The organism is Helicobacter pylori, assembly GCF_017594925.1.
GTDB lineage: Bacteria > Campylobacterota > Campylobacteria > Campylobacterales > Helicobacteraceae > Helicobacter > Helicobacter pylori_DP.
In genome coordinates this window covers 23,317-35,102 of sequence record NZ_JAALNT010000017.1, presented here as the reverse complement: position 1 = coordinate 35,102, position 11,786 = coordinate 23,317, and the positions used below count along the sequence as shown (strand labels likewise).

Here is an 11,786-nt window from a genome sequence, read left to right as displayed (position 1 = left end):
ATCTAAAAATACGCTCTAAAGCTCAAGCTAAAATGCTTGAAATGAGGAGTTTAAAACCAGACTCACAAGCCCACCTTCCAACCTCTCAAAGCCTTTTGCTCGTTCAAAAAATATTTGCTGATGTTAATAAAGAAATAAAAGTAGTTGCTAATACTGAAAAGAAAGCAGAAAAAGCGGGTTATGGTTATAGTAAAAGGGTGTAGCGGTTAAAAACATTAAGTTTTTAATTATCTGTCGGCTTTTGAAAACATTTTTATGGTAGCGTTATCTTGATAATAAAAGAGATCCTTATTTAAAAGCTTAAGCTATCCCTAAAATAAGGTAAAACTACAGGTTACAATGGAGGTTAAAACGCGCAATAAAACTCCAAAGAGCCGACTTTTTTAATCGTAATTTGCTTATGGTTTAATAAAGTTTCTAAATGCTTAAGGGCGTTAGGATCTAGTATTAGGGGGGCTTCTTCTGCGCTTAAAGGGCGTCTGGAAATTAAAGCGAGCAATTCGTCTATACCGCAAGAAATCAATTTTTTGGCTTGAGCAGTGGATCGTTTAGGCAAACTCACGCAAAGCCCTTCAAAAAACAAAGAACATTTCAATAATTCATCTTCGCTTAATTTAGGGGCTTTAAAGCTTGAGGGTCTGTCTATGGTGCTTAAATCCACTCTGGCTATATTGATTTGTTTTAAAAATTCAGCGATGAGTTTTAAGTTGTTCGCGCTATCATTCACGCCCTTAACCAACAGCACTTCAGCCACCAATTGCCCTTGATAAATTTGAGAAAAGCGCAAAATCCCCTCTAAAATCTTGTTAATGTCTTTAGAATAGGGCTTATCCACTCTTTCAAAGGCTTTCAAATCAATAGCGTCTAAAGAAAATTTAACGATGTCAAATTCCTTTAAGGCTTGCTGGACTTTTGGCTCATAAAAGAGTGAGCCGTTGCTTAAAATCAAAGTTTTAACGCCCTTTAAAAAAGGCTTGACGCTTTGGATAAGCTCTAATAAATGAGGGTATAGCGTGGGTTCGCCATTAGCGGTAATGGTTAAAACATCAATGGGGGTGGTGAGATTGTTTAGAGCGTTTTGAATGGCGTTAATCAAGGTTTCTACTTTGATCACTTCTTCCATGCGTTCAATGGGCTTGGCTTTACCCAACTCGCAATAAATGCAATTGTAATTGCATTGTTTTTTAGAGGGCGATAGATCCACGCCCAAAGACTTCCCAAAACGCCTGGATAAAACAGGCCCAAAAACGACAGGCGGAATTTCTTTAGCCATTATCTTCCTCTAAAAACACGCGTTCTTTACATTTAATGCATTCATGCACCTTTTTTTTGCGATAGATTCTTTCACTCATTAAATAATGACATTTCTCGCAACGCTTGTTGATGGGCTTATGGTTGGATAAAAAATTGCATTTAGGGTAATTGTTGCAGCCATAAAACGAGCCTTTCTTACTCCTTTTTAAGGCAATATCCCCCCCGCATTCTGGGCATTTCACGCCTTCTATTGTTTCTTTGGCGTTAGGGGTGTTTTTTAACGATTTGGTGTTTTTGCATTCAGGGTAATTGTTGCAAGCTAAAAACGCCCCGTTTCTGCTGAATTTTTGCACCATTTCCCCTCCGCATTTTTCGCACAATTCTTGCTTGGCTTCATTATTAGCGTTCTCAGTTTGTTTGATGTATTTGCATTTAGGGTAATTGTTGCAAGCGATAAACTCCCCATAACGGCTATTCTTTTTGACTAATTCCCCCCCGCATTTAGGGCATGATTGGCCGGTTTTTTCATGCACTTTTTGAGAGATGATATTCTTTTTCCCGGCTTCAATCTTATCCATAAAAGGGTAGTAAAAGTCCTTTAAGACTTGCTGGTAGTCGGCTTTATTTTGAGCGATATTGTCTAGTTCTTCTTCTAAAGAAGCGCTGAATTTGGAATCCACGATTTCTTCAAAATGCTTTTCTAAAATTTCTATCACTTTAAAAGCACTCTCTAAAGCGCTGATTTGCTTTTTTTCCACCTTAATATAGTCTCTGTTTTGCAAGAGGGAAATCGTTGGGGCGTAGGTGCTGGGCCTGCCTATGCCTAAACTTTCTAAAACTTTAATCAAACTCGCTTCTGAATAGCGTGCTGGAGGTTCTGTAACATGGGCGTTGCTCTCTAGTTTTTCTAATTTAATGGGGTCATTTTCTTTCAAATTGGGGAGCAATTTGTCCTTATCGTCATTGCCTAAGATTTTATAATAGCCATCAAAAAGGAGTTTTCTCCCATTCGCTTTAAACTCGCCCTTTTCGCAAGCCACAACCACGCTTTGGCTTTCAAAAAGAGCGTCTTGCATTTGAGAAGCTAAGAAGCGTTTGTAAATTAAAGTATAGAGCTTTAATTCTTCAGGCTTAAGGTAGTCTTTTAAAGCGTTTGGCTCTAAAATAATAGAAGTGGGCCTGATCGCTTCATGGGCTTCTTGGGCGTTTTTATTCTTGCTGGAATAGATTTTGGCTTTAGGGGGCAAGTAGTCTTTGCCATAATCTTTCAAAATCTTATTCCTCGCTTCTTCTAAAGCTTCTTTAGCGATATTCAAGCTATCGGTCCTCATGTAAGTGATCACTCCCATAACCCCTTGCGGGGTGGCTACGCCCTCATATAATTTTTGAGCGATACTCATGGTTTTTGTGGGCGAAAAGCCTAAAAGACTGGAAGCGCTTTGCTGTAAAGTGGAAGTCATGAAGGGGGGCGGTGTGGGGGATTTTTTAGATTTTTTAACGATACTAGAAATAATATAGCTTTCTTTTTCTAATTCGTTTTTAATCTCTTGAGCTTTTTTTTCATCAATAATTTCTTGGGCTTTGAGTTTGTTGCCCTTATAGCTAATGAGTTGCGCTTCTAAATGCGGCTCAAAATAAGCGTCTAGCGTGAAGTAGGTTAAAGGCTTAAAGGCTTTGATTTCCCTTTCTTTATCAACCACAAGCTTTAAGGCCGCGCTTTGCACCCGCCCAGCGCTCAAACCTTTAGTGATTTTTGATGAAATCAACGAGCTTAATTTAAAGCCCACGATCCGATCTAAAAAACGCCTGGCTTGTTGGGCATTGACCTTAGACATGTCAATTTTTCGTGGGGTTTTTAGGGCGTTTAAAATCGCATTTTGCGTGATCTCATGAAAAACAATCCTAGGATAGCTCTCCAATTTCCCCCCAATCAAGCATGCCACATGATAGCCTATCGCTTCCCCTTCTCTGTCTTCATCGGTGGCGATGTAGGTGGTAGACGCCTTTTTAGAAAGCTCTATGATTTGTTTGACAAGCTCTTTATGATCTTTATCCACGACATAATTAGGAGTAAAGCCGGTTTCATCAATCTTAATGCCTAAAGCGAATTTGGATAAATCCCTAACATGCCCTTTAGAGGCAATGACTTCGTAATTTTTATCCAAAAAATTTTTAATGGTTTTGGCTTTTGCTGGGGATTCTACGATAATAAGGTGCTTCATTGAACGCCTTTAATAAAATGTTTATACCTATTAATGAATGATTGTAGCATAGAATTTTGACTAAACGATTCATCAAACCATAAAAACCATAACAGCGTTAAAAATCAAAGAGTTGGAACACCCTTTGCTTGATTAACAGCAAATATCTATGCAAAGGATGCAAACATGAGTTTTAGGATAAATACCAATATCGCCGCTTTAACTTCTCATGCGGTAGGGGTTCAAAACAACAGAGACCTTTCAAGCTCGCTTGAAAAGTTAAGCTCAGGGCTTAGGATCAATAAAGCCGCTGATGATTCTAGTGGGATGGCGATCGCTGATAGCTTAAGGAGTCAAAGCGCGAATTTGGGTCAAGCGATCCGCAACGCTAATGACGCTATTGGTATGGTTCAAACCGCAGATAAAGCGATGGATGAGCAAATCAAAATCTTAGACACCATTAAAACCAAAGCCGTTCAAGCCGCTCAAGATGGGCAAACTTTAGAAAGCCGAAGAGCGCTCCAAAGCGATATTCAAAGGTTGTTAGAAGAACTAGACAATATCGCTAACACCACAAGCTTTAACGGCCAACAAATGCTTTCAGGAAGTTTTTCTAACAAAGAATTTCAAATTGGCGCGTATTCTAACACCACGGTTAAGGCGTCTATTGGCTCAACGAGCTCAGATAAGATTGGGCATGTGCGCATGGAAACCTCTTCTTTTAGCGGTGAAGGCATGCTCGCTAGCGCGGCCGCGCAAAACTTAACTGAAGTGGGATTGAATTTCAAACAAGTCAATGGCGTGAATGATTATAAGATTGAAACCGTGCGCATTTCTACAAGCGCTGGCACTGGGATTGGGGCGTTAAGCGAAATCATCAACCGCTTTTCTAACACTTTAGGCGTTAGGGCGTCTTATAATGTCATGGCCACCGGCGGCACTCCCGTGCAATCAGGAACTGTGAGAGAACTCACCATCAATGGCGTAGAAATTGGAACCGTGAATGATGTGCATAAAAACGATGCTGACGGGAGGTTGACTAATGCGATCAACTCCGTCAAAGATCGCACCGGCGTGGAAGCGAGCTTGGATATTCAAGGGCGCATTAATTTGCACTCCATTGACGGGCGCGCGATCTCAGTGCATGCAGCGAGCGCGAGCGGTCAGGTTTTTGGGGGAGGGAATTTTGCAGGGATTTCTGGGACACAGCATGCGGTGATTGGGCGCTTAACCTTAACTAGAACCGACGCCAGAGATATCATTGTGAGCGGTGTGAACTTTAGCCATGTGGGCTTTCATTCCGCTCAAGGGGTGGCAGAATACACCGTGAATTTGAGGGCGGTTAGGGGCATTTTTGATGCGAATGTGGCTTCAGCAGCTGGAGCGAACGCTAATGGCGCGCAAGCGGAGACCAATTCTCAAGGTATAGGGGCTGGGGTAACAAGCCTTAAAGGGGCGATGATTGTGATGGATATGGCGGATTCAGCGCGCACGCAATTAGACAAGATCCGCTCGGATATGGGTTCGGTGCAAATGGAATTGGTTACAACCATCAATAATATTTCTGTAACCCAAGTGAATGTTAAAGCGGCTGAATCTCAGATCAGGGATGTGGATTTTGCTGAAGAGAGTGCGAACTTTTCTAAATACAATATTTTGGCGCAAAGCGGGAGTTTTGCTATGGCGCAAGCGAATGCGGTGCAACAGAATGTCTTAAGGCTTTTACAATAACAGCCCTTTTAATTCAAAGGGGCGTTAGCCCTTTTTATCAGTTATTTTTATAAGTTAGAATGATGGATATTTATCAAAAAAACTTGCAAGCTCTTTTCAAAAAAGACCCTCTCTTGTTCGCACAACTCAAAGCCATTAAAGAAAACAAAAAATACGAAGTGTTCTTAGGGAATGACAGCGCGAATTTCAACCTATTAGATAAAGAAACAAACACGCCCTTATTTGAAAAAAGCCCGCTAGATTCAAGCTTAGAGCTATACAAAAATAGCGAAATTTACATGCTTTATCCTTATTTGTATTATTTTGGCTTGGGTAATGGGGTGTTTTATCGCTTGCTTTTAGGTAATGGAAACTTAAAGCGCTTGGTGGTCATTGAGCCTGAAATAGAGGTTATTTTCATTGTGTTGAATCTCTTGGATTTTTCCACTGAGATTTTAGAAAATCGTTTGATTTTATTGCATGCGACTTTTTGCCATTACAACATGATCGCTTCATTGTTTGATATGGATAAAAAGTCTCGTTTATACGCAAGAATGTATGATTTAAAACTTTTTAACGCTTATTATGAACGATACTCTCATCAAATGATAGAAATCAACCAGCATTTCACGCGCGCTTTAGAGCATGGCGCTATTAGCGTAGGCAATGACGCCAAAGACGCGCTTATAGGCATCAAACAGCATGCCGCTAATTTGCCTGAAGTCATCAAAAGCCCTAGTTTAGTGGATTTTGTGAACGCTTTAAAAAACAGAGACACCGCTATCATCGTTTCAACCGGGCCCAGTTTGAACAAGCAACTCCCCCTTTTAAAAGAAATCGCTCCTTATGCGACGCTTTTTTGCATAGACGCTTCTTTCCCTATTCTAGCCAGAGCCGGTATCAAGCCTGATATTGTGCTGTCTTTAGAAAGGGTGGATTTAACGGCGAAATTTTACGAAGAAATCCCCTTAGATTTTCAAGAAGGCGTTATTTTTGCTTTGACTTCCATTGTGCATAAACGATTGATTCAAGCGATTCAAAAAGGGGTTAAGCAATTCAGTTTCCGCCCCTTTGGTTACACCAACCTTTTTGGTTTGCACCAGTATGGCTATGTGGGCATAGGCATGAGTGCAGCGAACATGGCGTATGAATTAGTGGTGCATTCTCGTTTCAAAAGATGCGTGTTTATCGGGCAAGATTTGAGCTTCTCACAAAGCGGTAACAGCCACGCTAGCGGGGCGATTTATGGCGATAGAGAGATCAAACCTAAAGAAGATAAAGACAAGATCTTTATAGAAAAATATGGGGGTAATGGGGAAGTAGAAACCACTTTAGTGTGGAAACTTTTCTTAGAATTTTTTGAAAAAGATATTTTTAACACGCCCTATAAACTGGAAGTCATTAACGCTACTGAAGGGGGGGCTAGGATTAAAGGGACTAAAGAAATGCCCTTTAAAGAAGTGTGCGAAAAAATAGACAAATCCAAGCCAAAGCCTCCTATCAATCTTATTTATCCTACCCGATCAGAGCAGGCTAAAAATTTAAAGATCGCTAGGCAAAAATGCGAAGAGATCATCAAATACGCCAATGAGAAAAAAACTCAAGTTGAAGAAGCGTTTCTAAAGGTGGCAGAATTTTTAGAAGAAGTGGAAAAGCTTCATGAAGAAAAAAAATTAGAAGAGTTGGATTTTAAGGAATTAGAAAATTTGAGCGCTGAAATTGATAACATTAAAGAGCTTTTTGACGACAAGCGATTCAATTCGTATTTTATGGATGCGATACAATCTTACATCTTCCACCAGGAATTGCATATCGCTGAAATCGTGTGTAAAAAAACGAGTAATGAATACGAATTAAGGGCTAAGCAATTAGAATATATTTATGCGCACAAATATTGGCTTTTTAGTTTAGCGGGTGGGATGGATTGCGTGATAGAAGCGATCAAAATGGCTTTGAAAGAATGGTAAAAACCCCTTTTTTTAAGCGTATGTGTCTAGGCTGGAATAAATTTCAGGGGTATTTTCGCCATCAACAAGATTTTTTTCAACTTGGGATCTATCTTTAATCTCGCCGTCGTTATTGATAGCGTTTAAAGTTTGTAATCGGTCAAAATCAGGGGCGTTTGGCGTATTATCTTGGCTGAAACCATCTTGAATACTGCTTTGTTGTAAATCCTGCTCTGCTTGATTCCTGTCCTTTATGGTTGCGTCATTATTGATATTGTTCAAGGTTTGGAGCTGTGTGAAATTAGGGGTGTAGTGGGTGTTGATGGTCATGTTTTATCCTTTTTAGCTTTTTACACGCTCAATCGTGGATCATCATTATAGCAATAATCCATTAAATCGCCCAATCGTAAAACCTTGCATGAGTTTTCAATCAAATCAAAAACTTCCATGAGTTTAGAAAGCTCTCTGTGGTAGGCAAAAATCCCACACCCTTTAATGAAAACAAAATATTTTTTGCTCTCTTGCAATTGGCGTAAAATTTCTGTATCCGCTCTTTCTTGCCAGCTGTCATAGTCTTTGGGGTTAAAAATGGAAATTTCTTCGCCCAAAGAACGATACCCTAAATAATCCCTAGGGAGCAATCGGTTGTGGCGCAAGGAATACGCCAAACTATAAGGAGGGCGCGCGTAAGCGATGAATTTAGCGTCCAAAAACTCCCGATACACGCTCGCATGAATGGGCGAATCCAGGCTCGCTTCTTTCCAGCGGTAATCTATCTTGTCATGCAAGACCAGTAAGGTGTTTTCATTCAATTGATCAAAAACAGCGTTTCTTTTATTGATCACAAACTGATTGGTGCCAATGCGTGCCGAAATGGAGCCTTGATAAAGCCCAAAAAAACCCTTTCTAAACATGGATAATGAAATGCTTTGGAGCGAATGAATCAGATTGCTGTCAATGCCTCTTGTGTGTGTGTTCATGTTTAGCATGATAACAAGTTTTTTTAACAAAAGGTATTAGTTGCCCAATAGATCTAAATTAAATCAACTCTATAAAAAATCCTAATTTAATTCTAGTAAATAATTTTAGTGATACAGACTAAACTTTAAAGAAAAATCAGGTAATTTTTATCACTTTTTCAAAACAAGTGATAGATTATTAACTTTTTGCGCTATAATGCGAGGGTTCTTTCATCAAGAACGGTGATTGACGAGATTTTTCAAATAATGATGTTAAGAAGAATTTAAAGTAGGTTCTGATTTGAATAAGAAAGAGAATTTGTTAGATGCGTTTGTTAAAACCTATCTGCAGATTTTAGAACCCATTAGCTCTAAACGCTTGAAAGAGTTGGCAAACTTGAAAATGTCTTGTGCGACGATCAGGAATTATTTTCAAATCCTTTCTAAAGAGGGCATGCTTTATCAAGCCCATTCTAGCGGCGCTAGATTGCCCACTTTTAAGGCGTTTGAAAACTATTGGCACAAGTCGTTGCGCTTTGAAGTTTTAAAGGTGGATGAAAAACGCTTAAAAAGCGCGAGTGAAAATTTTGGGCTTTTCACGCTGTTAAAAAAACCCAGTTTGGAGCGTTTAGAAAGAGTCATTGAATGCGAAAAACGCTTTTTGATTTTGGATTTTTTGGCGTTTTCTTGCGCACTGAGTTACAGCGTTAAAATGGAGAAGTTTTTATTAGAACTTGTGGGTAAAAGCGTTAAAGAAGTGCGCTCAATCGCTGCTTCTGTCAATGCGTTGAGTTTGGCCAAGCAATTAGAGCGTTTGGAGTATTCCAACACACAAATCACACGCTTTAATCTGATGGGGTTAAAAACGCTTTTAAACAGCCCTTTATTTTTTGACATTTTAGAGGGTAAGGTTTTAGAGCGTTTGAGTAAGGGTTTGCATTTTATAGAGCCTGATTGCATGCTAGTAACACGCCCCATAGAATTTCAAAACAAACGAATGCAACTGCTTTGCGTGGGGAAACTAGAATGCGATTATGAAGGGTTTTTTCAAACGATTTCTAAGGAGAAATAATGAAAGATGAACACAACCAAGAACACGATTTAAGCCCAAAAGAGCCAGAGTCTTATCAAAAGGCTTGCGCTTGCAAAGAACAACAAGGTGAAGAAAAGCAAGAAGCGAGCGAAAAAGAAGGCGAGATCAAGGAAGATTTTGAGCTTAAATACCAGGAAATGCGCGAAAAATATTTAAGAGCGCATGCGGATTTTGAAAACGTGAAAAAGCGCTTAGAAAGAGACAAGAGCATGGCGTTAGAGTATGCGTATGAAAAAATCGCATTGGATCTATTGCCGGTGATTGATGCGCTTCTTGGGGCTTACAAGAGCGCTTTAGAAGTGGATAAAGAGAGCGCTTTAACCAAAGGCTTGGAGCTTACGATGGAAAAGTTGCATGAAGTTTTGGCAAGGCATGGCATTGAGGGGATTGAATGCTTGGAAGAATTTGATCCCAACTTCCACAATGCGATCATGCAAGTCAAAAGCGAAGAAAAAGAAAACGGGAAAATCGTGCAGGTTTTGCAACAGGGTTACAAGTATAAGGGTAGGGTTTTGAGGCCGGCAATGGTGAGCATTGCTAAAAACGATTAAAACATTTATTTTAATAAGAAAGGATAACGCATGGGAAAAGTTATTGGAATTGATTTAGGGACAACCAACTCCGCAATGGCGGTTTATGAAGGCAATGAAGCGAAGATTATTGCGAACAAAGAGGGTAAAAACACCACTCCTTCTATTGTGGCTTTTACAGATAAGGGCGAGATTTTAGTGGGCGAGAGCGCCAAAAGACAAGCGGTAACCAACCCAGAAAAGACCATTTATTCTATTAAAAGAATCATGGGTTTGATGTTTAATGAAGATAAGGCTAAAGAAGCCGAAAAACGCTTGCCTTATAAGATTGTGGATAGGAATGGGGCTTGTGCGATTGAAATTTCAGGTAAAATTTATACCCCTCAAGAAATTTCAGCCAAAATTTTAATGAAGCTCAAAGAAGACGCTGAGAGTTATTTAGGCGAGAGCGTTACGGAAGCGGTTATCACGGTTCCGGCTTATTTTAACGACAGCCAAAGGAAAGCGACTAAAGAAGCCGGCACGATTGCAGGGCTTAACGTTTTAAGGATCATCAATGAGCCTACCAGTGCAGCATTAGCTTATGGCTTGGATAAAAAAGAGAGCGAAAAAATCATGGTTTATGATTTGGGTGGGGGGACTTTTGATGTTACCGTTTTAGAAACAGGCGATAATGTCGTGGAAGTTTTAGCCACAGGGGGCGATGCGTTTTTAGGGGGCGATGATTTTGACAATCGTGTGATTGATTTCTTAGCGGCTGAGTTTAAAAGCGAAACGGGCATTGAAATTAAAAACGATGTGATGGCGTTGCAACGCCTGAAAGAAGCGGCTGAAAACGCTAAAAAAGAACTGAGCTCTGCGATGGAGACTGAAATCAATTTGCCCTTTATCACAGCGGACGCTACCGGGCCTAAACACTTGGTTAAAAAACTCACTAGGGCTAAATTTGAAAGCTTGACAGAAGATCTCATGGAAGAAACGATTTCTAAAATTGAAAGCGTGATCAAAGACGCGGGGCTAACCAAAAATGAGATTTCAGAAGTGGTGATGGTGGGTGGCTCTACTCGTATCCCTAAAGTCCAAGAAAGGGTGAAAGCGTTTATTAATAAAGATTTGAATAAAAGCGTCAATCCTGATGAAGTCGTAGCGGTGGGCGCGAGCATTCAAGGGGGCGTGTTAAAAGGCGATGTGAAAGATGTGCTTTTATTAGACGTTACGCCTTTAAGCCTTGGGATTGAAACCTTAGGGGGCGTGATGACTAAAGTGATTGATAGAGGCACGACTATTCCTGCGAAAAAATCTCAAGTGTTCTCAACCGCTGAAGACAACCAGCCCGCCGTGTCTATCATGGTTTTACAAGGCGAAAGGGATTTGGCAAGGGATAATAAATCTTTGGGTAAATTTGATTTGCAAGGCATCGCGCCAGCTCCAAGGGGCGTGCCGCAAATTGAAGTAACCTTTGATATTGACGCTAATGGGATTTTAACCGTGTCAGCGCAAGACAAAAATACCGGCAAAAGCCAAGAGATTAAAATTTCTGGCTCTAGCGGGTTGTCTGATAGCGAGATTGAAAAAATGGTTAAAGACGCTGAATTGCACAAAGAAGAAGACGCTAGGAAAAAAGAAGTGATTGAAGCGAGAAACCATGCCGATAGTTTGGCGCACCAAACCCAAAAGAGCCTTGATGAGCATAAGGCGAATTTGAATGAAAACGACGCTAATGAGATCCAAAACGCCATTAACGCCCTTAAAGATTGCATCAAAAACGATAACGCCACTAAAGCGGAGCTTGAAGACAAAACCAAATCATTAGTGCAAGCGGCTCAAAAACTAGGCGAAGCCATGGCGAATAAAAACAACGCCGAGCAACCCAAGAAAAAAGACGATGATGTGATTGATGCGGAAGTGGAGTGAAACGCTTTTAAAACTTCTTTCAAGCGAGCGGTTTTAATCAAAACCTGCTTGCTTTTCTCATTTTCATCAATGGGATACTGATTGCAAAATCTAACAAACACTCAAAGCGTTTTTTAATCCAAATATCAAAACTTGATTGTAATCAAGCGATAGCTTTTCAAGACTTATTTTAAAAAGCG

The 11,786-nt window shown here is 40.2% G+C and carries 9 protein-coding genes and 1 pseudogene; 6 read left to right on the top strand and 4 right to left on the bottom strand.

Annotation, left to right across the window (positions count from 1 at the left end):
- Positions 1 to 203: DUF874 family protein (locus G6069_RS06425; protein WP_197293746.1), on the top strand; the 203-nt coding region annotated here is incomplete at its 5' end.
- A gap of 143 nt (positions 204 to 346) precedes the next feature.
- Here G6069_RS06425 and G6069_RS06420 read toward each other — a convergent pair.
- On the bottom strand, positions 347 to 1,273 hold the full coding sequence (locus tag G6069_RS06420; RefSeq protein WP_197293745.1) for a radical SAM protein: 927 nt from the start codon (positions 1,271 to 1,273) through the stop codon (positions 347 to 349).
- Entirely contained in the window at positions 1,266 to 3,476 is a 2,211-nt protein-coding gene (topA, locus tag G6069_RS06415) for a type I DNA topoisomerase (RefSeq protein WP_197293744.1), read from the bottom strand. The genes G6069_RS06420 and topA overlap by 8 nt, the downstream gene beginning before the upstream one ends.
- 165 nt (positions 3,477 to 3,641) lie before the next feature.
- Here topA and G6069_RS06410 point away from each other — a divergent pair, with 165 nt between their 5' ends.
- Both G6069_RS06410 and G6069_RS06405 read left to right on the top strand, forming a co-directional pair.
- Positions 3,642 to 5,186: a flagellin B gene (locus tag G6069_RS06410; protein WP_000010021.1), complete on the top strand. Its 1,545-nt coding sequence runs from the start codon at positions 3,642 to 3,644 to the stop codon at positions 5,184 to 5,186.
- 62 nt (positions 5,187 to 5,248) lie between these two features.
- Positions 5,249 to 7,132 (top strand): motility associated factor glycosyltransferase family protein, encoded by a 1,884-nt coding sequence (locus G6069_RS06405; RefSeq protein WP_197293749.1) that lies wholly within the window; start codon positions 5,249 to 5,251, stop codon positions 7,130 to 7,132.
- Positions 7,133 to 7,144: 12 nt separating this feature from the next.
- Here the strand turns inward: G6069_RS06405 and G6069_RS06400 are convergent, their stop codons facing one another.
- Positions 7,145 to 7,441: a hypothetical protein gene (locus G6069_RS06400; protein ID WP_197293743.1), complete on the bottom strand. Its 297-nt coding sequence runs from the start codon at positions 7,439 to 7,441 to the stop codon at positions 7,145 to 7,147.
- Between the two features lie 20 nt (positions 7,442 to 7,461).
- Positions 7,462 to 8,100 (bottom strand): class II aldolase and adducin N-terminal domain-containing protein, encoded by a 639-nt coding sequence (locus G6069_RS06395; protein WP_014533387.1) that lies wholly within the window; start codon positions 8,098 to 8,100, stop codon positions 7,462 to 7,464.
- Positions 8,101 to 8,340: 240 nt separating this feature from the next.
- Here G6069_RS06395 and G6069_RS06390 point away from each other — a divergent pair.
- From G6069_RS06390 to dnaK, 3 genes and pseudogenes are all read left to right on the top strand, one after another.
- Positions 8,341 to 9,142: pseudogene (locus G6069_RS06390) on the top strand (HrcA family transcriptional regulator).
- On the top strand, positions 9,142 to 9,714 hold the full coding sequence (gene grpE / locus G6069_RS06385) for a nucleotide exchange factor GrpE (protein WP_197293741.1): 573 nt from the start codon (positions 9,142 to 9,144) through the stop codon (positions 9,712 to 9,714). The pseudogene G6069_RS06390 and the gene grpE overlap by 1 nt, the downstream one beginning before the upstream one ends.
- 30 nt (positions 9,715 to 9,744) lie before the next feature.
- Positions 9,745 to 11,607 (top strand): molecular chaperone DnaK, encoded by a 1,863-nt coding sequence (dnaK, locus tag G6069_RS06380; protein WP_197293740.1) that lies wholly within the window; start codon positions 9,745 to 9,747, stop codon positions 11,605 to 11,607.
- The last annotated feature ends 179 nt before the right edge of the window (positions 11,608 to 11,786 follow it).

Bases quoted from the DNA above. Each gene is read 5' to 3' on its own strand.
- G6069_RS06420 (WP_197293745.1), bottom strand. From the start codon at position 1,273: ATGGCTAAAGAAATTCCGCCTGTCGTTTTTGGGCCTGTTTTATCCAGG.
- topA (WP_197293744.1), bottom strand. From the start codon at position 3,476: ATGAAGCACCTTATTATCGTAGAATCCCCAGCAAAAGCCAAAACCATT.
- G6069_RS06410 (WP_000010021.1), top strand. From the start codon at position 3,642: ATGAGTTTTAGGATAAATACCAATATCGCCGCTTTAACTTCTCATGCG.
- G6069_RS06405 (WP_197293749.1), top strand. From the start codon at position 5,249: ATGGATATTTATCAAAAAAACTTGCAAGCTCTTTTCAAAAAAGACCCT.
- G6069_RS06400 (WP_197293743.1), bottom strand. From the start codon at position 7,441: ATGACCATCAACACCCACTACACCCCTAATTTCACACAGCTCCAAACC.
- G6069_RS06395 (WP_014533387.1), bottom strand. From the start codon at position 8,100: ATGCTAAACATGAACACACACACAAGAGGCATTGACAGCAATCTGATT.
- grpE (WP_197293741.1), top strand. From the start codon at position 9,142: ATGAAAGATGAACACAACCAAGAACACGATTTAAGCCCAAAAGAGCCA.
- dnaK (WP_197293740.1), top strand. From the start codon at position 9,745: ATGGGAAAAGTTATTGGAATTGATTTAGGGACAACCAACTCCGCAATG.